25 protein-coding genes are annotated in these 19,719 nt (G+C 37.0%); 13 read left to right on the forward strand and 12 right to left on the reverse strand.

Going from position 1 to position 19,719, the window contains the following annotated elements:
* The first annotated feature begins 37 nt into the window (after positions 1-37).
* The 7 genes from QUD79_RS16095 (at position 38) to QUD79_RS16125 (ending at position 6,694) form a co-directional block, all read left to right on the forward strand.
* A complete protein-coding gene (locus QUD79_RS16095; RefSeq protein WP_184423694.1) occupies positions 38-1,087 on the forward strand; it encodes an aldo/keto reductase in 1,050 nt (349 codons plus the stop codon).
* Complete coding sequence (locus QUD79_RS16100; RefSeq protein ID WP_221435159.1) at positions 1,084-1,962, forward strand: amidohydrolase family protein; 879 nt, start codon at positions 1,084-1,086, stop codon at positions 1,960-1,962. Before QUD79_RS16095 ends, QUD79_RS16100 begins: the two co-directional genes overlap by 4 nt.
* A gap of 21 nt (positions 1,963-1,983) precedes the next feature.
* Positions 1,984-2,754: an SDR family NAD(P)-dependent oxidoreductase gene (locus QUD79_RS16105; protein ID WP_385958694.1), complete on the forward strand. Its 771-nt coding sequence runs from the start codon at positions 1,984-1,986 to the stop codon at positions 2,752-2,754.
* A 101-nt stretch (positions 2,755-2,855) separates the two neighbouring features.
* Positions 2,856-3,704 (forward strand): fumarylacetoacetate hydrolase family protein, encoded by an 849-nt coding sequence (locus QUD79_RS16110; protein WP_184423692.1) that lies wholly within the window; start codon positions 2,856-2,858, stop codon positions 3,702-3,704.
* A 24-nt stretch (positions 3,705-3,728) separates the two neighbouring features.
* The gene (gene lldD / locus QUD79_RS16115) at positions 3,729-4,868 is read left to right on the forward strand and encodes an FMN-dependent L-lactate dehydrogenase LldD (RefSeq protein WP_184423691.1); all 1,140 of its coding nucleotides are present in this window, start codon (positions 3,729-3,731) and stop codon (positions 4,866-4,868) included.
* A 96-nt stretch (positions 4,869-4,964) separates the two neighbouring features.
* Positions 4,965-6,344: an ATP-binding cassette domain-containing protein gene (locus QUD79_RS16120; RefSeq protein WP_184423690.1), complete on the forward strand. Its 1,380-nt coding sequence runs from the start codon at positions 4,965-4,967 to the stop codon at positions 6,342-6,344.
* 224 nt (positions 6,345-6,568) lie between these two features.
* The gene (locus tag QUD79_RS16125; RefSeq protein ID WP_281401819.1) at positions 6,569-6,694 is read left to right on the forward strand and encodes a hypothetical protein; all 126 of its coding nucleotides are present in this window, start codon (positions 6,569-6,571) and stop codon (positions 6,692-6,694) included.
* Here QUD79_RS16125 and QUD79_RS16130 read toward each other — a convergent pair.
* The 4 genes from QUD79_RS16130 to QUD79_RS16145 all read right to left on the reverse strand — a co-directional run bounded on the left by QUD79_RS16130 (position 6,681) and on the right by QUD79_RS16145 (position 9,876).
* Positions 6,681-7,574 carry a hypothetical protein gene (locus QUD79_RS16130; RefSeq protein WP_286289111.1) on the reverse strand — a complete coding sequence of 298 codons (894 nt, stop codon included), beginning with the start codon at positions 7,572-7,574 and terminating at the stop codon, positions 6,681-6,683. The genes QUD79_RS16125 and QUD79_RS16130 overlap by 14 nt on opposite strands.
* 103 nt (positions 7,575-7,677) lie before the next feature.
* Complete coding sequence (locus QUD79_RS16135; protein ID WP_184423688.1) at positions 7,678-7,884, reverse strand: hypothetical protein; 207 nt, start codon at positions 7,882-7,884, stop codon at positions 7,678-7,680.
* Between the two features lie 31 nt (positions 7,885-7,915).
* Complete coding sequence (locus tag QUD79_RS16140; RefSeq protein ID WP_184423687.1) at positions 7,916-9,349, reverse strand: DEAD/DEAH box helicase; 1,434 nt, start codon at positions 9,347-9,349, stop codon at positions 7,916-7,918.
* A gap of 5 nt (positions 9,350-9,354) precedes the next feature.
* Positions 9,355-9,876: a VspR family transcription factor gene (locus QUD79_RS16145; RefSeq protein ID WP_184423686.1), complete on the reverse strand. Its 522-nt coding sequence runs from the start codon at positions 9,874-9,876 to the stop codon at positions 9,355-9,357.
* 141 nt (positions 9,877-10,017) lie between these two features.
* Between QUD79_RS16145 and QUD79_RS16150 the strand changes: the two genes are divergently transcribed.
* Positions 10,018-10,230, forward strand: coding sequence for a helix-turn-helix domain-containing protein (locus tag QUD79_RS16150; RefSeq protein ID WP_184423685.1), 213 nt, complete (start codon positions 10,018-10,020; stop codon positions 10,228-10,230).
* Between the two features lie 51 nt (positions 10,231-10,281).
* On the opposite strand, the gene QUD79_RS16155 is transcribed toward QUD79_RS16150, so the two are convergent.
* The 8 genes from QUD79_RS16155 to QUD79_RS16190 form a co-directional block, all read right to left on the reverse strand.
* Positions 10,282-11,286: a TniB family NTP-binding protein gene (locus QUD79_RS16155; protein WP_184423684.1), complete on the reverse strand. Its 1,005-nt coding sequence runs from the start codon at positions 11,284-11,286 to the stop codon at positions 10,282-10,284.
* On the reverse strand, positions 11,283-13,136 hold the full coding sequence (locus QUD79_RS16160) for a TnsB C-terminal domain-containing protein (RefSeq protein ID WP_246454913.1): 1,854 nt from the start codon (positions 13,134-13,136) through the stop codon (positions 11,283-11,285). The genes QUD79_RS16155 and QUD79_RS16160 overlap by 4 nt, the downstream gene beginning before the upstream one ends.
* Positions 13,129-13,761, reverse strand: a complete 633-nt coding sequence (locus QUD79_RS16165) for a TnsA endonuclease N-terminal domain-containing protein (RefSeq protein WP_184423683.1) — start codon at positions 13,759-13,761, stop codon at positions 13,129-13,131. Before QUD79_RS16165 ends, QUD79_RS16160 begins: the two co-directional genes overlap by 8 nt.
* A 193-nt stretch (positions 13,762-13,954) precedes the next feature.
* Positions 13,955-15,670, reverse strand: coding sequence for a GMC family oxidoreductase (locus QUD79_RS16170; protein WP_184423682.1), 1,716 nt, complete (start codon positions 15,668-15,670; stop codon positions 13,955-13,957).
* On the reverse strand, positions 15,667-16,359 hold the full coding sequence (locus tag QUD79_RS16175) for a gluconate 2-dehydrogenase subunit 3 family protein (RefSeq protein ID WP_184423681.1): 693 nt from the start codon (positions 16,357-16,359) through the stop codon (positions 15,667-15,669). The genes QUD79_RS16170 and QUD79_RS16175 overlap by 4 nt, the downstream gene beginning before the upstream one ends.
* Positions 16,359-16,892 carry a thioredoxin family protein gene (locus QUD79_RS16180; RefSeq protein WP_184423680.1) on the reverse strand — a complete coding sequence of 178 codons (534 nt, stop codon included), beginning with the start codon at positions 16,890-16,892 and terminating at the stop codon, positions 16,359-16,361. The genes QUD79_RS16175 and QUD79_RS16180 overlap by 1 nt, the downstream gene beginning before the upstream one ends.
* 210 nt (positions 16,893-17,102) lie before the next feature.
* Positions 17,103-17,363, reverse strand: coding sequence for a helix-turn-helix domain-containing protein (locus QUD79_RS16185; protein WP_184423679.1), 261 nt, complete (start codon positions 17,361-17,363; stop codon positions 17,103-17,105).
* 33 nt (positions 17,364-17,396) lie between these two features.
* Entirely contained in the window at positions 17,397-17,558 is a 162-nt protein-coding gene (locus tag QUD79_RS16190; RefSeq protein ID WP_184423678.1) for a hypothetical protein, read from the reverse strand.
* Between the two features lie 77 nt (positions 17,559-17,635).
* Between QUD79_RS16190 and QUD79_RS16195 the strand changes: the two genes are divergently transcribed.
* The 5 genes from QUD79_RS16195 (at position 17,636) to QUD79_RS16210 (ending at position 19,702) form a co-directional block, all read left to right on the forward strand.
* Positions 17,636-17,776, forward strand: coding sequence for a hypothetical protein (locus tag QUD79_RS16195; protein ID WP_184423677.1), 141 nt, complete (start codon positions 17,636-17,638; stop codon positions 17,774-17,776).
* A 776-nt stretch (positions 17,777-18,552) separates the two neighbouring features.
* Entirely contained in the window at positions 18,553-18,786 is a 234-nt protein-coding gene (locus tag QUD79_RS17485; RefSeq protein ID WP_350226571.1) for a ribosome modulation factor, read from the forward strand.
* A 6-nt stretch (positions 18,787-18,792) separates the two neighbouring features.
* A complete protein-coding gene (locus QUD79_RS16200; protein WP_184423676.1) occupies positions 18,793-19,137 on the forward strand; it encodes a hypothetical protein in 345 nt (114 codons plus the stop codon).
* 14 nt (positions 19,138-19,151) lie between these two features.
* Positions 19,152-19,382, forward strand: a complete 231-nt coding sequence (locus tag QUD79_RS16205; RefSeq protein ID WP_184423675.1) for a hypothetical protein — start codon at positions 19,152-19,154, stop codon at positions 19,380-19,382.
* Between the two features lie 2 nt (positions 19,383-19,384).
* Positions 19,385-19,702 (forward strand): hypothetical protein, encoded by a 318-nt coding sequence (locus QUD79_RS16210; protein ID WP_184423674.1) that lies wholly within the window; start codon positions 19,385-19,387, stop codon positions 19,700-19,702.
* Positions 19,703-19,719: the final 17 nt, after the last annotated feature.

Raw genomic sequence — 19,719 nt, forward strand, 5'->3', positions numbered from 1 at the left:
GACATGACTATTAGTAAAATTAAGAAAAGAAGAAATTATGACATCACGCTTTGAACCTCGCCAAATAGGCAACACTTCATTGGCCGTTTCTCCTTTAGGATTTGGCGCAGCTTCAATGGGTAACCTTTACCATGAAGTATCTGATGAAGAAGCATCTTCAACCTTAAAGGCAGCCATCAATTCAAGCATGAACTTATTCGATACTGCGCCACGTTACGGTTTAGGCTTAAGTGAGCGTCGTGTAGGCGATGCGTTGAGAAGTGCTATAAAAGGCAGTTATGTTTTATCAACGAAAGTTGGTCGAATACTTAGCAGAGATAATAAAGCTGACATTAAGCAACTAAGATATGGCTTTGCGACACCAATGCCGTTTGATGCACATTATGATTATACTTATGATGGTATTATGCGCTCTTATGAAGATAGTTTGCAGCGGTTAGGTTTGGCACAAATTGATATCTTATTAGTGCACGATATTGGTATTGATACCCATGGTGAGCAAGATCAATATTACTTTAAACAATTAAAGTCTAGTGGCTATAAAGCGCTAGATGAGCTAAGAGCTTGTGGTCAAATAAAAGCCGTAGGTCTCGGCGTTAATGAAGTAGAAATTTGTAACCGAGTCATGGACATTGGGCAATTTGATTGCTTTCTCTTAGCTGGTAGGTATTCATTATTAGAACAAAACCCACTCCATCAATTATTTCCTAAATGTGAAGCTCACGGTGCTTCAATAATATTAGGCGGTCCATATAACTCAGGCATTTTAGCGACTGGAGTAAGTGGAAAAAATACTCCTCATTATAATTACGAGCCTGCGCCAAAGCATATAATTGATAGAGTAAGAAAAATTGAATCAATATGTTCAAAGTTTCAAGTCAGATTAGCTGCGGCAGCTCTTCAATTCCCATTAGGTCATTCCATAGTTAGTTCTGTGATCCCTGGATTAGGTAATGAAAAACGAGTGAACCATACGATTGAGTTATTTAACGAAAATATACCTAATGAATTTTGGCAAGATTTAAAAGAAAACCATCTTATTGATCAAGCTGCTCCACTCCCCTTTTCTGCGGAAAATATCGTATGAGTATCGACAACACATTAGTTAAAGCAGGAATAGCAAGAGTTGATAGCCACCAACACTTCTGGCAATTATCCCGGGGTGACTATAGCTGGTTAACTCCGGAGTTAAAGATTCTCTATCAAGACTTTCTTCCCTCACAATTAGCCCCTGAATTAAATAATAGTAACGTCAAACAAACGGTATTGATACAAGCAGCAGCAAGTGAAAAAGAAACAGACTTTTTGCTTAATTTAGCTGAACATACACACTATGTAGCAGGTGTGATTGGCTGGATCGATATGGAAGATCTACTTGCAGTGTATCAATTAGAAAAATTATCTAAAAATCAATTTTTCAAAGGTATACGCCCGATGTTGCAAGATATCGAGGATGTTAATTGGATTTTAAAAGATAAATTTACCCCTATTTTTGAGTTCATGGCTGAAAACCAGTTAACGTTCGATGCATTAATTAGAGATATTCATTTATCGAATATACATATTTTGGCATGTCGACACCCTAACTTAAACATTGTGATTGACCATTGTGCGAAACCTGATTTATCCAAGTTACCTTCAGATTTTTGGAAGAATAGAATCAAAAATATTGCCCAATGTCATAACGTTTTTATCAAACTTTCAGGTTTATTAACTGAAGCACCTGTAGGAAAAGTAAAGACTGAAGACGTACTACCTTATTTTGAATTCATTATGAGTAATTTTGGTGAAAACAGGGTTATGTGGGGTAGCGATTGGCCAGTTGTAAAATTAAATGGCGACTATGATATTTGGGTTTCGTTGACCAAATCTTTACTTAGTAACTATCCATTTAAAATTAAACGTAAAGTTTGGGCAGAGAATGCCCAAAACTTCTATCGATTACCCCGTTCATTAGTATAAGGTTTGGAATTACACATGATAATGGCAGATAAAGTAAAAGTTGCTCTAGTGACAGGTGGAGCAAGTGGCATAGGCAAAAGTATTTGTTTACGACTTGCGCAAAAAAAAATGAAAATTTTAGTTGTTGATCTTAATCTAGAAGCTGCAAAACAAACGACTAAAGAAATTATTGATTCTGGTGGCACAGCTGAGGCATACGCTGTTGATGTATCAAATAACGCACAAATAGTCGAGTTATGTAAAAGTATTAATGAAAAACATCCCATTGATATTTTGGTGAATAATGCAGGTATTGCGCATATTGGCAATATTGAAAACACCCAAGAGAGTGATTTAGACCGTTTATACAATATCAATGTTAAAGGCGTATATAACTGTATTTATGGTGTTATTGAATCGATGAAAGCACAAAAAAGCGGTGTAATAATTAATATGGCTTCCATCGCAGCTTCTGTTGGAATAACCGATAGGTTTGCCTATTCAATGACAAAAGGTGCAGTGTTAACCATGACCTATTCTGTTGCTAGAGATTATATAGATGATGGTATCAGGTGTAACTGTATTTCACCTGGCAGAGTACACACTCCCTTTGTTGATAATTTTATTGAAAAGAATTATCCCGACAATCAGGCTGAGATGTTTGAAAAACTATCAAAAAGTCAACCCATTGGCAGAATGGGGACACCGGATGAAATAGCAGCATTGGTAGATTACCTTTGCTCTGACGATGCGGCTTTTATTACCGGTAGTAATTTCCCAATCGATGGCGGTTTCGTCACCTTAAATAATTAACAACGCAAAGCTTTAATAGAAATAAATTACATATATATCATCTTGTTGCCGGTACTTTCGTAGCTATGGCACAAGCAAAAGTTATTTAAATAGGAATAAAAATGAAATTAATGCGAGTAGGAAATCCGGGCAAAGAAGTCCCTGCTATTTTAGATAGCCAAGGTATTATTCGTGATTTATCAGCACATGTAAGTGACATAGATGGCAACTTATTTGCTGATGACTCAGTCAAAAGAATTGCGGGTATAGACTTATCAAGTTTACCTGCAATAGATAAAAATGTTCGCATCGGCCCTGCTATTTCTAAAGTAGGGAAATTCATTTGTGTGGGCTTAAATTATGCGGATCATGCTGCAGAGTCAGGTATGGATGTTCCATCTGAGCCAGTATTATTTATGAAAGCTACTTCTTCTATTATCGGTCCAAATGATACGGTAGAACTTCCGCCAGCATCTAAAAAATCAGACTGGGAAGTTGAGTTAGGTGTAGTGATTGGTAAAGAAACTAAATACGTTTCAGAAAAGGATGCCTTAGCTCATATTGCCGGTTATTGTGTGATCAATGACTTGTCTGAACGTGAGTTTCAAATAGAAAAAGAAGGGCAGTGGTGTAAAGGTAAAGGCTGTGACACCTTTGGCCCTATTGGTCCTTACTTAGTGACTACCGATGAAATTACTGATTCAAATGAACTTGATATCTGGTTGGAACTTAATGGTGAACGAGTACAGAACGGTAATACTCGTACCATGGTGTATAAAGTACCATTTTTAGTGTCATACATTAGTCAATTTATGAGCTTACAACCGGGTGATATTATCAGTACCGGTACTCCTCCTGGTGTTGGTTTAGGTTTTAACCCACCTAAATATTTGAAAGAAGGTGATGTAATGCGCCTAGGTATCTCAGGACTTGGTGAGCAACAACAAAAAGTTGAGCGCTATAAAGCTTAGAAACATATATTAGGATAAATGAACATGATCATTTCGTCTCCTAGCGATTACCGCGCTGCAGCAAAAAAAACGTTGCCTCCATTTTTGTTTCATTACATTGATGGCGGCTCTTATGAAGAGCATACACTTCGTAGAAATGTAGAAGACTTATCTGATATTGCGTTAAAACAACGTGTATTAAATGATATGTCTACACTCGACTTATCTACCGAAATTTTCGGTGAAAAAATGAGTCTACCAATTTCATTATCACCTGTAGGTTTAACAGGGATGTATGCACGGCGAGGTGAAGTTCAAGCTGCAAAAGCTGCTGAAAATAAAGGGATCCCGTTTACTATGTCGACGGTGTCTGTATGTCCTATTGAAGAAGTAGCTCCAGAAATTAAACGGCCAATGTGGTTTCAACTCTATGTACTAAAAGATAGAGGCTTCATGAAAAATGTTTTAGAACGTGCAAAAGCAGCTGGCGTTAAAACATTAATATTTACGGTTGATATGCCAGTGCCTGGTGCTCGTTACCGCGACATGCATTCTGGCATGAGCGGCTCTTTTGCTGCCCCTCGGAGAATATTTCAAGCGATGCGACATCCTAAATGGGCATTTGATGTTGGCTTATTTGGTAAGCCACATGATTTAGGTAATGTGTCAACTTATCGAGGTGAAGCAACTAATTTAGAAGATTATATTGGCTGGCTAGGTGATAATTTTGATCCTTCTATATCATGGAAAGATTTGGAATGGATCAGAGAATACTGGGATGGTCCTATGGTTATCAAAGGTATTTTGGATGTTCAAGACGCTAAAGATGCATTGAAATTTGGTGCTGATGGTATTGTTGTTTCTAATCATGGTGGTCGTCAATTAGACGGCGTTCTTTCTTCAGCAAAGGCGTTACCTGACATTGCCGATGCCGTAAAAGGTGATTTGAAAATATTTGTAGATTCTGGTATTCGCTCAGGATTGGATGTTGTACGTATGCTAGCGTTGGGTGCTGATTGTACAATGCTAGGTCGCTCTTATATCTATGCATTAGCGGCGCAAGGGCAGCAAGGCGTTGAAAACTTGCTTGACCTATATGAAAAAGAAGTGCGTGTGGCAATGACGTTAACGGGTGCAAAATGTATTAGTGACTTAAATCGTAACTCGCTAATTAATTCACTTTAACCGTATTTAACACACATTGATCATTACCCAACTTCAATAGAAAAGTTAATATAAAATAACACCATTAACTTTTCTATTGAACCTCTTAAAACATTCATGATAAATATTCAAAACTTTCAACACGCTAAACTTAATATCAAAGATTGGCAGATTACAAACAACCAATATTGGTGTGTGTTAGGTAAAAATGGTTCAGGTAAACAATATTTAGACCAACTCTTTACTGGTGAATTAACTGATGCAACAGCACAGACATGCCAAATACCTCATGTTGATCGTGTCGCTTTAGTATCGTTTGAACAGCAACAACGTATTTATGAGCAAGAACTAAAAATTGATAGAACTGATTATCTTGATATAAATGATATTGGTACCAAAGCAAAAGATTTTTTACCTTCAGATAAACTTTCAGATCCACTCATTGACGACTTTGGTTTAGCTCACCGCTTAGAATTTGGTTATCGACAATTAAGTACTGGGGAGGGGCGGAAACTTCTTATTCTCCAAGCAATTTTTAATGGGGTTGAGTTATTAGTATGTGATAACCCTTTTGATAGTTTAGACAATGAATCATGTCAGGCGCTGTCGGAAGCTTTACAAGGGTTATCTAGTCAAGGTATTACTGTGTTATTGCTGTTGAGTAATCAACTTGACATTCCATCTTGGTGTCAAAATATTGCTTTCATTGAACGTGGACAATTAAATGTAATTGGTACACTTAACAATGAAACAACCAAGCAACAGCTTGATACGTTGCTTGCATCTAGGCCAGATAATACTCAATGGCCGGAAAGTATGAATAACCTTAAAAGCTTTCAACATCCTTATTTAGTAAAACTCAACAATGGCAACGTTCACTTTAGTGGAAAAAATGTTTTTGTAGATTTAAATATAAGTATAAAGCCATTGCAACATACATTAATCACTGGCCGAAATGGTAGTGGTAAATCAACTTTAATGCAGTTAATTACAGGTGATTGCACACAATGTTATAGCAATGATCTTGAAATACTTGGTTTTAAAAGAGGCTCAGGAGAGAGTATTTGGCAATTAAAGGAGCAAATGGGTATCGTTAGCTCAGAATTACACCGACAATATCGTGTTAATGGTGAATTATTAACGGTTGTTTTATCAGGATTTTATGATTCAATTGGCTTATATCAACAACCAGAAAGAAAGCATGTTGTTATTGCAAAGCAGTGGCTTGAAAAAGTTGGGTTGTTAGCGCAACAACATTGCTCTTTTCAAAGCTTAAGTTATGGTGAACAACGACTTGCACTGATAGCTAGAGCGTTAGTTAAATCACCATTGTTATTGATCTTAGATGAACCTACCCAAGGATTGGATGAACTAAACAGGCATCGAATCTTAAACTTTATCGAGCGTTTAGCCGAACAGAAACGCAGTACTATTTTACTTGTAAGTCATCGAGAAGATGAGTTTTTATCATTATTCGAACAACATATAAGATTGTAATAGATATGAAACCAACTTATTGACACAAATAATTTCTATCTCACTTTGTGCCCCAAAGTGAGATAGACCCGAGATATGTTTTAATGAACTAATTAGGCTCTAATATTTAAAAGCGTCAGATCAAGTTTGAGCTTCAACAAAATAGCATGTTAGCACCAAGCGACTTTGTAGTATCTTAATTACTAGCAATTCTGTCGTAATTGCTAATTACAAAGGGAAATGTTGTGAAAAAACTTTATGCTTCGTTAGCTCAATTTATCAGTATTAATGACCTAGCAGACAAAGCACCAATAGAGCCTGTTTTAATTCCCATTTCAGATCAAACACAAGACATCACTAACACTCTGTAGTACTTGAGAATTGGTTAATTGTGTCAGCCAATACATTATCTTCAATATGAAAAATTTCAGGGCATGGCTGCTGAAGGTTTATTGCATTTATTAATAACTGCCCCAATCGTAATTCAGGATGTTTATGCATAGTATTGGCAATACTTTCTAGCAAATATTGTTTAGTTTCATCAAGGGCGTTATCAGCCAATGCAGAATCTCTTGATGATTCATCATCCACTTCAGTATTGATAGGTATGCTTGCTAACATACCTCTGGCAGTATTATTTTCATCTAAAGTGGACGTTGATTTAACGCTCAACCTATCAGGCATAAAATCATCATCCGCTAATGGACCTTCTTCAAAATAGCTGTCCCAATCTTTTTTCTCAAAAGCACAAATCAAATCGGCAAGTTGATGAAGCTCAATACCTTCGGCTGATTGGAATTGGGTATCCCAAAGTTGCTCTACGCGTTTCAACGCAACTGTTAACTCTTTCTTATTCGCAATTTTGTTTTTCGATAATATATCGCTTGCAGCTAACCTTAAATCACTGCTCTCCTTTAGTTGACGCGCCTTAGTCTTTGATTGGCAAATTACATCCAAAGTATGGCTATATTTAAGTATACTCTGAGCACGATTTTCATTGTCTTCAGTTATGGAGTTACTGTTGTCAGTTATCCTAAGAGTGCCACCACACATGTCCGCAAAACATTGTTGGCATAAATCAATCTCAATACGTTTACCATCACCATGAATCGAGCCATAACCGCAATGATGTTCTATTGAAATAAATTCTTGAAACTCATAGTCACCTTCAGTAGTAGCTCGTAATCCACAGCCATCACAAACCAATGTTGTTAGTTCCTGCGTCGTGATCGTTTTAAACGTTTTCATCATTGCCCCTATTGTTATTTTTTGATGCTACAGGTTTTACCAAAACAGCTTTCAATCACCTTTAAATTTCATCAAACAATCGACTCTTCTTTATACCGTAGCCGCTTTAATCAGCATTAACAGAAATAAAACCTCGACCGATAAGGCATTGAATTAAAATAAATAACCCCGTCATTTGTAGTAAACCCATTTCTGGCAATGAAAAAATATCGGGTACGATCCAATTCCAAAGAAAATACGCAGGAATAACGGAAATGATCAAATTCAATATTTTTACAGGTATTGATAATATAATGACTTCATACAGTTTCATTGAAACCTCTAGTTTTTAACCAATAGCATAATCACCTCAATTCACTTAGCCCTAAAGCGATAGCTTCTTGCTGGAACCGTCCAAAAATATTAACGACTTTTTCATAAGAGCTTGTTAAAAAATGCTCTTCAACAATATCACTATTTTCTTTAAAGGTTTGATGGTCAATAGCCGTATTAAATTCACTAACTTTCAGTGTTTTTCCAGAGCCCACTTTCATTGCCTTATCAAAAATAACAGCTTCTGGGTCCTCATCACCATCTAGCTTTTCAACTCTAGCCTTCATCTTCTCAAACTTAACCACGTCCGCTTCAAATGGCACATCTTGCTTAACGCGATACGCATATTCCAACAGCTTAGGCTCTGCTGGCATAAACATAACTGCCTCTTGATTCGTCGAATCAGTCATTCTAAGGATTCGGCCTAAAATTTGTCTAAAATGCATTTCTGTTTTGATATTGGTCAGGTGACAGCAAACCTGCAATCGGGGGATATTCGTTCCCTCGCTGATCATCCCTACGGAAATTATCCATTTAGTTTGTGCATGTCTAAATTGTTGGATAATACTCGTTGGCTCATTTTCTCGATAAGTCACAACAACAGCATCTTCGTTAAAATAGGTTTTCATGAATGCTGATATTTGTCTCGCATGCTCAACAGACGACGCAACAATTAATCCTGCAGCTTCAGCGTTTTTAACCCTAATTGAATCTAGTTTTTTTTGTGCTGATGAAATTATGTATTTAATGACTTTTTCATTCTCAATAATCTCTTGATAGGGAATTATTGATTGCGATAATAAACACTTAAAGCTAGTAAATGTTTTCGTTTCTTCAATATCAACCACTGAAATATTATTATTATCCACCGCAATTATCTGTGGAACACGACAAACATCGTCCGTAATAGCCTGCGAAAGTCCATAAACATAATCACATGTTATTTTATTGCTCGGATGCATGTAGTTTGAAAGAACAATTGGGGCAGCATCTGAGCGCCAAGGAGTTCCTGTTAACGCCAATGTATATTTGGCCTTATCTTGAATATTTAATATTATTTGCTCGCCCCATGCATTTGCATTATCAATAGTCGAGCCAGCACAATGGTGGATCTCATCAAAAATAACGAACACTCGGTACCTTTCAAATAACTGCCAAAAATTGGCATCGAGATACTGCAAGCTTTGGTAGGTAAGTGAGTGTCCTTTTGCCCCTAGTAAACCATCAAACCGTTCGTTAATTCTTACCTGTAAACTTTGACTGAAATCTTGAGATACAATGGATGAAGGTGAAAAACAAATAATTAGATCAACTAAGTTGTTTTTTAACAACCTATCGCCCAATTCAGATGCCATCAAGGTTTTACCCGCGCCAGGTGTTGCTAAAGTTAAAAAGTGGCTATCGCCATTTAAGTACTGTTTTAAGGCTTTATTGATACAACTAACTTGCCATTGTCTTAATTGCATTTTATCTATTTGCCACTTTCATTGATCAACTTTTCTACCGCTTTAATTTGTCCGAGCAACCTAGAGTTTTGTTCACGTGCATTGTTGTATTTTGGTTGTAAAAGCTCATATAGATTAGGGAAATCATCACAAAGTTTCTTATATTCATAAGACTCTCCATAACTGATAAGCAGCTCATTTTTATAATGATTTAAACGCTCCCGCAGAGATACTTGTATTGGTTTATCTGATGAATTAGTTTGGCTATTATCATTACATTCTTCAAGAGAGCTATAAGTAATTTCACTCACATTAAATAAACTTGTTTTAATGAACGTTGTGATCTCTTTTTTCTTTGACACCGTTTTTCTGAGCCAACCATTATTTACTAATTTAACTAGCTCTGCATAAACAAATCGGCGTGCATCACTGGGAATTAAGTTTTTATCTGGATGTATAGTTATATATGCAGCTCTTAGCTCTACAGCAGAAAAATGGTCAAAATTAGGGGCTGATATAATTTGCCCCAGTAATCTGTTTAGTTTCATTTGATATCCAAGAGAATTATTAAGGAAAATTTATTGCAGATTAAGTTTCAATATTTCACTGCCAAACTAAAATACCGATTATATTCGGTGGAGTTAATAACTGCAACTATAGATAGTTTGTCTTCTCTTTGGAGGAGATTAATGGAAAGTAGAACATTAGCTATCGAATTTGGTAAAAGAGTAAGAAATAAGCGTAAAGCTCTTGGAATTACTCAAGAGAATTTAGCGCTCCTTTGTAAGTTTGATCGAACTTACGGAGGTATAATTGAAAGAGGAGAAGTAAATATTACCCTTGAAAAAGTTTATCGACTTGCTGCTGTATTAGAGTGTGATGTAACTGATTTGCTACCTTAATTATTGATACTCGTACTTCGAACTTTGTAATCACTCAACAGTGTATTTTTATTATAGATATTTGAAGGCTTTGGGCTCTGAAAAAACTCTTGATATTAACATATCATCTTGAGACATGGCATTTGAGTTATATCTTGAATTTTCTACAACCTCAGATATTTCGATATCGTTCATTTCCTGATCAAATGGATTGTTCTTTATATTTTTCCCATAAATAGCATCGTAGGCATCTTTGAAACATTCTTTATCTAGTTCTGTTTTATCTTTTAGAAAAGACATTTTTATTGCTTCTAATAACAAATGCTTTAGTGCTCTGTTTTCACCACGGCAAGCAGAAAAGATAGCGATTGATAAATGAGGCTCTTCAAGCTTAGGTGTTTGTTCAAAAGGCATTTTCTTAGCTAGCCCCATTAAATATTGAAGGTAATACTTTCGCTTATTTTTTAAACTAAAATATTCAAGAGTTCTTCTTCTAATAAGTCTAGAAGACCATTGTGGTTCTTCTGCTATTTGTTCGGAGGAAGGCATTCCAACTAAAACTATAGGAACTTTGGCTTCCTCACTTACAAATTTCAAAGCATTAGCGATAACCTGTCTTTCTTTTGTTGATTTGAATTCAATTAACTCCTGAAATTCATTAATAATTAATAATTCTACTTCTGCACGAACAAAATTATCTACAACCTTTTTGATTAGGTCATTGTCGTGACCTTTTGTTCCCCTATATTTAGCTCCAAATAGTTCAAGGTCTGCCAAAATTTGAATAAGTGTACTACTTAAGCCCCTAGTACTCGATATTCTACTTACTAGAACTGGTACTTTTTGACTATTGGTATTCAGCGTTGCTAATGAGCGTTTTTTGTAATGATTGATTAAATGACTCTTACCAACCCCGGTATCACCAATAAGAAGCATACATTGTTGATCAGACTGAAAAGTTCTATTTTGCCTTAAGTCGTCAAAATCTTGAAAGATTTCTTTTACTTGAGGGTGTTCAACCAAACATTCACTAAAATTTTTTAATAGTTCACTTTCATTTAAAGTTAAAGCTCTCATTCAAAAGCCTCAAGATCATCACACCATGAATCAATTATACTTGAAGTAAAACGAGTCTTATCGCCACTTAATAGTTTCACATTATCATCTTGTTCTATCTTAATTGTGCCTTTACCTGTATTACTGATATCAGCTAATTGGGCTTGCTTTTTAACTGCCAAAATTTTGGCCTTATGTTTCGTTGTTATAAAAAGCTCTTGTTCCTGTTTTACTCGTTCATGGATAGCCATCCTGGCCTTCGCTAAGCCCAAACTATCTTTAGATTCTCTTATAATTTCTCGGTTAATTTTTTTGATTGTTTTATGCTCATAAAGGCTCAGGCCTTTTGTATAACCAGAAAGGTCTGTACAAGGTACTTCAAGGTAACTATTTAACTCATCAAGGTAGACATAAATTTTTGAAATATCATCAGGGTCTACCTTGATGATTTTTTTTATCGTTTTCTTGGTTTGTGGGTAATGTTTACGATAATCAGCTAAAGCTGTCGAGTCATACATCAACTCTTCAAATTTAAAGCCATTTCTGGTTAATGTTCTTTCGTCAGAGATCCTCATTAAGACAGAAAACCTTTCCTCTTCTTCATCACTCATCTTAAGTGGAGGATAAACATCAAAACCCGTATTCCACTGTTTTATTGGAATACGAGTTTCTCGTGAATCACTTTCTTGATGGTGTACATCAACAATCCAACGATGAAACTCTTCAACAAAAGTTGAAAAACGCATAATTGCATCTTTTTCAGGTTTATATTCTTCTTTTTCTAAAATATTTGAAAATGTTTTACCTGGTAATTCAGATAAAAAGTATTGATTAATCACCCCAAAAAATCTTTCCACAAATGGTTTTAACCATGGTTTTCGAACAGGGTTATATTGAATATTTATTCCTGCTGAGTGACAAGCATGCTCTAAACTTTTAGACCAAAACTCAGCACCATTATCCACAACCAAATTCTCTATCTTACCATAGCAAGGCCAGTCATTTTGTAACTCTATGCTAAGGGAATCGAGCGATTTAGGCTTAATTGCATGGGAAATTGCTTTCGCAGCTGATACATAAGAGGGACATTTATAACTTAGGTGAAATCCCATAATACAGCCACTAAAAACATCTATAAGTAATGTTAAATAAGGCCGACCAATAGGAATAAGTAATTCGTCATCAAGAAGAATTAAATCAAGTGGTGTATGATCTATTTCTACACGCTCGAGTATTCTCGTAGGCGGTATATGTGAAGAGCAATAAGCAAACCATTGATCTGCCTTGAACTTACCGTGTCTTGCAACTGCAAGTGGGTAAGGAGGTAGTGCTTTAATCCTTTTATTAAATGCAGTATAGGATACCGCTGGTATTTTACCCTCAACGATTTTTTCATTTGCAATAACAATAAGATCCTTATAGTACTGGTATGCCTTAGAAACCTTAGGTCTTTTAGCATCCAAAAATCGCTCTAAAGCTTTATCAAAAAAAGCCTCATCTCCTTCTATACGTTTTTTTCTATTACCCCTTTTATGATGCTCAGAAACAAGAGAAGCAAGATCTCCATTACTCTCTATATACTTTTTACGCCAACGAGCAACAGTTCGCCAATTAGGGCGATTTGAGTTACCTTCATTAAATAATTTATCAATAATTGGATTTATATTTTTTTGAGTCCAACCACCTTTAATTTCTTTGTCGATAAAACTAATTAACTTATATTTATCTAGCGCTTTTTCTTTTAAAAAATCTGGGAAAGTATCTAAATCCCGCTTTATTAAATTAGCGTTATCTAATTTAACATATTGAGAGGGAGTTTCAGGTTTATTAGGTATTATTGATTCATCAAACTCATCATTAAAATCAGTCATAAACTGGCCATAAAGTCGGATTATTAGTCAAATCATCACGGCTTAAGTCTGCTCTTAAAAAACCTTTATGTATTAATGCATATAAGAAAGACCGCGCTTCACCAGTTGATAATCCTACTTGAGAGCTAACATCATTAAATTTCATGGCACCTGATTTTTGAATAAGATTGAGCAGTTCCTTCTGAACAGTATTAACACCATAAACGCCTGAGTATCTATGCAATAGTTTCAAGTTATTTAGAATAGGATTAACTCTAATTTGCCTATCGGTTACTAAGATGAGCTCTCGCCCCAATTTTAAAGATGCTTTTCGTTTAGCCTTAAATTTGGCTCTAAACAATAGAGATGATATCTGGCTATATGGCTTATATTCGTGATATTTCTCATTACTATTTTTATATAGAATCAAAGCATCTGGGGTATAAGGAAAGATTTTTCCATTGAATTCATATTTGAAACCTTCCGGCTGACTGCCATAATCTTCAATTTCATCGTTATATTCATGATGAAAACAAGCATCAAACTCCAATGTACTCTCACACATAATGACTTCATTAACTTTTGCACTAGCGAATTTAAATACGTTTTTGTTTGGAGAAGGCTTTCTCAAATTTCGAATATACATACAATAAACCAAGTATTTTTATTGGTATTGAGTATAAACCAACCGAAATAAATAAACAATTTGTCATTATATGGCTTAATTTCAAATTAATACTATGATTTAAATGGAATTATATATGTAATAAAATTTAATTTATATTTTTTATGTCAAGTTATGATTTAAATTTGTCACATTATGGTTTCATTATGTCACTTTATGGTTTCAGCGACACCTGTTTCCACAGTCGCTTTATATGTTCAGCTACGCGAAAGGCATTGGCATAAATGGTAAAGGTATAGGGTACGCTGCCACCTGTTGGCATAAAAGAGCCGTCGGTTACATAAAGGTTATTTACTTCATGTGCCCGACAATTTTTATCTAGCACTGATGTTTTCGGGTCGACACCAAATCTACAGCCACCTGCCATTAAATTTGTTGGCGGATAACTACTTACCGATGTGCTTATGTTTTCAGCACCCATAGCTTCTAGTAGCTTTGCGCCTTTTTCCGCTAAGTATTCGCCTACTAGCAAGTCGTGACCATGAGCACCAATACGTACTTTTGCCACGGGGTCGCCCCATTTGTCAGTAGTTTCTTGATCAAGGGTGACAAAACAATCGTCGGTAGGCAACCAGTCGTTAAACACTTCAAATCGTAAGGTTTTGTATGAAGTAAACTCTTTATGTAATGCTGCTTGTAGTTGTTTGCCCCACATTAGCTCGCCATTTTCATCTCGCTCTGTACCTCGCGCTCTGGCAATTGGGTTTTGGTAGAAGAGAAAGTCAATAGTGCCACCTTTTGCTTTACCTTGCTGGTTTGCGCCATTAAAGTTTTTATCGTTTATCTGATACCAATCTTGTAGTGCGCGGTTTATAAATGGGCCTACTTGTTTTAACTCTGCTTGTTTTTGTTCAGTGAGTTGATCATAGCTAAAGTCTCCTTGCCCTGTGCCACCCGCACTAAAAACAAGATTCTTACCTACTTGCCCATTGTTATTTGCTAAGCCATTAGGAAATTTTTTACTTTTTGATGCTAACAATAAGCGCGAGGTTTCAATTGCCTGGCAAGCTACAACGTATATGTTAGCACTTACCAACCTTTTACGACCTGCACTGTCGTAATAATTTACCCCGGTAACTTCGCCGCTTTCGTTGCTTGATAAATGATACACCTTAGCATTGGGGATAATGGTTAAGTTGCCTGTTGCTACTGCATGATTAAGTAATGCGGCTCTTGCATCGCCTTTTGCGCCTGAAGAGCAGCCATAACTAGAGCAGTAACCAGAGTATTCACAGCTATTTCGGCCCATAGCAGGGCGCGATAATATAGCGCGCGGTACTGGAATAGCATGATAGCCAATCAGCTTTGCCGCTTTGTCTATCCACGACGCCACTGGGTGTTCTAATACAGGTGGATAAGGAAAGTCACTTGAACGAGGCTCTTGAAATGGGTGTTGCACTACTTTACCTGAAACCCCTATTTCGCGTTCAACCTTTGCATAGTATGGTTCTAATTCTTCATAAGTAATTGGCCAGTCTTCAACATTTGCTCCTTCAATTTCGCCAAATTCACTTTTTAATTTAAAGTCTATCGGTTTTAATCGATGAAAGTAGCCACTCATGAAATTAGATGAGCCGCCTACAACATTACCATTCCAAAAGCTCCAGCCTGACTCGCTAGTAGGTTCGCCCTGCCAGTATGCTTCGCCATTTTGGTCTTGGTATAGCTCTTCAATAACGTGCTGTTCGTCGCTTAATTTGGGGTTGTATGCGTCGCGCAAACTAATGGCAAGTTCGTCTTTAAAAAACTCTTTTTCTGTAAGCCAAGGTCCTTTTTCTAAAATAAGTACTTTAGCACCTGCTTTGGCTAAGGTGTAAGCAACGGGTGAAGCGCCTGCGCCGCTACCTACAATGCAAATATCATATTTCATGCTTTGGTTGTTCCTTGCGTGCGGGGTTTGCCTGCGAATGTGTTTCGGGTGGGAATTATATGCTTACTTGCAGTTGCCGCTTGTTTGCTTCGCTGTGGTAACTCGAAGTAACGCTCGCCGGCCTCAGGTAAAGGAAAACCTGCTTGGTGTTCAAGCCATTTCCAACCAATACCATTTGGGTTTCCTCCATACGAAGGTGGCGTTAACATTGCTTCGTACAAGTTACTTATTAGCATTGAGATCCAATTATCGCCTGCCGTTGAACGGCTAATGTCGCGCAAAACCTCTTCTTTATCTGTTGGTGTTAGAGCAATGAATACTTTATCGGTTTTCTTTTGGCTGTAACTATTTAACCAGCCAACGCCTTTGTATATAAAGTTTATTTCGTCTGTAGCGGTAGGTTGCTGATGAATGAGTTGATACAAGTAATATGTTGCTTTAATGTCGGTCGCACTAATGCCCTGCTCTGAATTGGGTAATAAATGATTAAGCACAGCGTTTAACGTTAGCCAAGGCTCTGCATTAAGTGTTGACTCAACATCTTCTTTTTGGGCAAACGTCAGTGAACTAAACGGTATTGCTGCTAATGCACTTGTTCCTGCAGCAGACTTTAGTAGTTGTCGGCGTGAAAGCTTGTCTTTAAGCCACTTAGGCGTATTATAGTGTTTGTTAAAAAATGACTCTTTCATTAGGGTACATTCAACTTTTGTAGGTTTTCGGGGTTGTTATTAATGTGCCATCGCTCAAGAAAAGCTATCCACTCAGTTCTAGAGTAGTTATCTCCCGCTAATAACTCTGCTGTGTCTTTAGATAACATCATTTTACCACTGCTAGTAGAGACATACATGTGAGGATAGCCTAAAACGGGCGGTAACGACTTCATAAATGCTTCATTTTCGTTAGCATCGCTTACGTTAATTTTAAGTAAAACATAATTTTTATGTAAAGTTTGGTATATATCAGGATTTTGCTCAAGAAATGCGTCCATTTTATGGCACCAAGTACACCAATTACCGCCAATTTCTATTATTACATTGCGTTGGCTAGCTTGCGCTAATGCGATTGCTGCCGTAGCATCGTTAAATGGGTTACGCGTTTCATCGTAGACTTTGCTGTATGCAGGTAAAGACTGCGTTAACTGCGCTACCGTTTTAGTATGCGCTGAAAAAGATAACAGCAGTGAAGCTAGTATAAGTATTAAAAGCGCTTTTATTGTTTGCATTAGCTGGCTCATTGGTTGTGTTATTTAATAAGACCTTCTACTTCGACACTATATTTCAAAATAGTTAACTAACTTTGACGCAAGGCTATATAAAATAAGGCGCTCAAAACGCTTGTTAAATAATATGTTTTTTGTGTGCTACTCATAAAATTAAAGTTATCTGTTAAATGATAGCTGTAAAAAAAACCGCTAGATTAAGCGGTTTTTTTGTTATGCGTTTAAGTTGCTATTATTTCTTAATAACTCAGCCACTATAGGGTTTTGTACTTTGTCTGAGTATGCTGCAAAGTACACTTTCTCCACTGGTATTCCTGTTAGTTCTGCTAGTTTGTCTAGCGTTTCATCTTCTGGTATTTTGCCGCAATTGCGCCAACCTGAAACGGTTTGCCGTCTAATTCCAAGTTTTTGAGAAAGCTTGTTGTCTGAAAGGTCTGATGTGGCTGCATTTAACACGTCTAAGAAGTTCATCATATTCACCTGTTTGTAGTTCGCATATTTAGTATATCACCATGTAAGCAGGGCGCAATCATGCATCTGGCCCGTTGACATGTCAGCTAAGGCGTTGCTATCTTCTAAATGCTTTCGTGGTGCAAGCCGTTTTGCCTGTTGTAGTTCGCACTCACTGTGTTGATTCAGCCCATAGCCACTTAAGCAACTTCTAAACATTTTTTACCCTGTGGTGGGTGCGTTGGCCGACAATCTCACCGATTCTTTTTCAGGGTAACTTTACGGGGTAAGAATTAATGCCAGTTGAAAAAATAACAAAAATTGACAATAGAGCAGCCTATCGAAAGCGGTTAGCTATTGCGCACAAGGTTAACCCGCTGAATGTTGACCTTATTAGACGCGTTTTATACGCAAAACTATTCCCTATTAACGATTAAAACAAAGTCCATGCTTAACAGCGTGGGCTTTCTTTTGCTCGTTAAAAAGGTTTTTTGGCTAATTGGGTGCGCTATTGGGTTGAAGAGAGTGGTAGTGCATTACGTTGAAAGATGGGGATTGAGTGGCCCAGTTCAGTATCAAGGACCTATCACCGAAACTGAACGCAGTACGAAGCGACGAATATGCAGGGGTCGCAGCCTGCTAAGTAACAAGTGCAACGGGTAGACCAACGGCAGCACGTTAAAAAGGCGAGGTAGTTACTTATGATATTTGTGTGGTGGGGCTGTAGGTGAAAGGGGCGCATTAGACTGAAAGCGCTGTAATTCCCACTATCTTCAACCGTTGTCAATCGGTTGGAGCGTCTGAAGCAATAACGCGAGCTTTAGATTGCTGCATGGCCTTTAGTGATTTAAGTATAAAAAGCTGCATTTAGCAGTAATTTTTTTACTGGTTCTCTAGGGGCTTGCTGCATCTGAAGCGCAGCGGAAGTGCAGCAATAATAAGGTAAAGAGTTTCAACGGTATAGCGTTGGCATTTATCAGCGGTTAAGAATTGGAGCGATAGCGACCTCCTTTTACAGCGCAAGCCCTGAAAGGGATTGTAAGAGGTTTTTAAAAAAGAAAACTGTTTAAGCAATTGAACAATTAAACAATCAAGAGGGTGCGGTGCGGCATTCAGAGCATTAGATTCAGAGTGCTGTCAATGCCCGTTAACCAATCTATAACGAAGTGTAATTTTTCGCCCAAAAAAATTTGCATTGAATGGAGTGAAAAGCGTGAAAGTTAGATTTACAGAAATTACATTGCAGCGCGATTATGAGTCGGGCCAGTTGGCAGCGATTCGCGGCAAGCATTCCGATGATTGCCCGTTCAGATTGCCAGGCCGCCGCGCAGCTTGGCAGCGTGGATTTCGTGATACTACATACCAGAGCGAGGCCAAGACTCCACAAACTGCGCAAAAATTCGCACAGCGAAACGTTAATGAATTAAGAAATATTTTAAAAAGGTGAAATGATATGTTCAAAGAGTCAATTAAGCGATTTTTCAAAATGAGTACAAATGTGGCTGTTGGTGGTTACTGGCATTCTATATCGGTTCCGCAAAATTTAGAGTCTTTAACGTTTCCGTTAAAAGATATTACAGAGATAAGAATGGTTTTGAATGGTCACGATTTATTTCCTGTAAAAACAGTAGATGAAATCAAAGATTTTACCGAGATGGTTCCTTGGCAGGATTTAATAATAATTAATAAAAAAAGCGCGACAATAAAGCTTCATAGGTTATCTGATACTTGTCATAAAGAACTTATGCTTTATTGCGAAAAGCAGGGTTGTATTACTTTTTTTTGTTTAACTAAATAACTGGAGTTTTAACAATGGTAACAACAAAGTTAATTGAGGTATTAAAGGCGAAAATTGCGGCTGTATTAAAAATGTCTATGTTACAACGTGCAGCTGCGGCCCAAACTTGCGTAATTGATTCAGTCAATATTATGCAATCGTTAAATGATGATCGTATTCATGACGCAGAAAGAATTAAAAAGCTCGAGGAAAAATTAGATAAGGCTTTTTTGTTAATTCAAAATCATATTAAAACGGGGCGTTGATTATGGCTAATGTAACAATAGGGCACGTAAAATGCCCGATAATGGGTGATAATGCCGAGGTTCGCAGAGATAAAAAACGAAAGTTATATTATGTTGGCCTTGCGGGTAAAATGACCCCTAATTTAATTGGGGGCCAGAAGTGGCTAGAAGAAAACACGCGTTTCATTAATGGTAACGGTGAACCGTTAACGAAAGTAACCGCTGAAAGTATAGCCGAAAAAATAGAAATAACCGAAGTGAAACCCGAAGTAAAACCCGTTAACGAAAATGCCCCGCCAAAAAAAGAAAAATCACTACTTAATTTTTTGTTTGATGAATAACATTTAAAAATACTAAA

The sequence above is a fragment of the Thalassotalea piscium genome, assembly GCF_030295935.1.
In the GTDB taxonomy this organism is placed as follows: domain Bacteria; phylum Pseudomonadota; class Gammaproteobacteria; order Enterobacterales; family Alteromonadaceae; genus Thalassotalea_B; species Thalassotalea_B piscium.

Bases quoted from the DNA above. Each gene is read 5' to 3' on its own strand.
- QUD79_RS16095 (WP_184423694.1), top strand. From the start codon at position 38: ATGACATCACGCTTTGAACCTCGCCAAATAGGCAACACTTCATTGGCC.
- QUD79_RS16100 (WP_221435159.1), top strand. From the start codon at position 1,084: ATGAGTATCGACAACACATTAGTTAAAGCAGGAATAGCAAGAGTTGAT.
- QUD79_RS16105 (WP_385958694.1), top strand. From the start codon at position 1,984: ATGGCAGATAAAGTAAAAGTTGCTCTAGTGACAGGTGGAGCAAGTGGC.
- QUD79_RS16110 (WP_184423692.1), top strand. From the start codon at position 2,856: ATGAAATTAATGCGAGTAGGAAATCCGGGCAAAGAAGTCCCTGCTATT.
- lldD (WP_184423691.1), top strand. From the start codon at position 3,729: ATGATCATTTCGTCTCCTAGCGATTACCGCGCTGCAGCAAAAAAAACG.
- QUD79_RS16120 (WP_184423690.1), top strand. From the start codon at position 4,965: ATGATAAATATTCAAAACTTTCAACACGCTAAACTTAATATCAAAGAT.
- QUD79_RS16130 (WP_286289111.1), bottom strand. From the start codon at position 7,574: ATGATGAAAACGTTTAAAACGATCACGACGCAGGAACTAACAACATTG.
- QUD79_RS16135 (WP_184423688.1), bottom strand. From the start codon at position 7,884: ATGAAACTGTATGAAGTCATTATATTATCAATACCTGTAAAAATATTG.
- QUD79_RS16140 (WP_184423687.1), bottom strand. From the start codon at position 9,349: ATGCAATTAAGACAATGGCAAGTTAGTTGTATCAATAAAGCCTTAAAA.
- QUD79_RS16145 (WP_184423686.1), bottom strand. From the start codon at position 9,876: ATGAAACTAAACAGATTACTGGGGCAAATTATATCAGCCCCTAATTTT.
- QUD79_RS16150 (WP_184423685.1), top strand. From the start codon at position 10,018: ATGGAAAGTAGAACATTAGCTATCGAATTTGGTAAAAGAGTAAGAAAT.
- QUD79_RS16155 (WP_184423684.1), bottom strand. From the start codon at position 11,286: ATGAGAGCTTTAACTTTAAATGAAAGTGAACTATTAAAAAATTTTAGT.
- QUD79_RS16160 (WP_246454913.1), bottom strand. From the start codon at position 13,136: ATGACTGATTTTAATGATGAGTTTGATGAATCAATAATACCTAATAAA.
- QUD79_RS16165 (WP_184423683.1), bottom strand. From the start codon at position 13,761: ATGTATATTCGAAATTTGAGAAAGCCTTCTCCAAACAAAAACGTATTT.
- QUD79_RS16170 (WP_184423682.1), bottom strand. From the start codon at position 15,670: ATGAAATATGATATTTGCATTGTAGGTAGCGGCGCAGGCGCTTCACCC.
- QUD79_RS16175 (WP_184423681.1), bottom strand. From the start codon at position 16,359: ATGAAAGAGTCATTTTTTAACAAACACTATAATACGCCTAAGTGGCTT.
- QUD79_RS16180 (WP_184423680.1), bottom strand. From the start codon at position 16,892: ATGCAAACAATAAAAGCGCTTTTAATACTTATACTAGCTTCACTGCTG.
- QUD79_RS16185 (WP_184423679.1), bottom strand. From the start codon at position 17,363: ATGATGAACTTCTTAGACGTGTTAAATGCAGCCACATCAGACCTTTCA.
- QUD79_RS16190 (WP_184423678.1), bottom strand. From the start codon at position 17,558: ATGTTTAGAAGTTGCTTAAGTGGCTATGGGCTGAATCAACACAGTGAG.
- QUD79_RS16195 (WP_184423677.1), top strand. From the start codon at position 17,636: ATGCCAGTTGAAAAAATAACAAAAATTGACAATAGAGCAGCCTATCGA.
- QUD79_RS16200 (WP_184423676.1), top strand. From the start codon at position 18,793: ATGTTCAAAGAGTCAATTAAGCGATTTTTCAAAATGAGTACAAATGTG.
- QUD79_RS16205 (WP_184423675.1), top strand. From the start codon at position 19,152: ATGGTAACAACAAAGTTAATTGAGGTATTAAAGGCGAAAATTGCGGCT.
- QUD79_RS16210 (WP_184423674.1), top strand. From the start codon at position 19,385: ATGGCTAATGTAACAATAGGGCACGTAAAATGCCCGATAATGGGTGAT.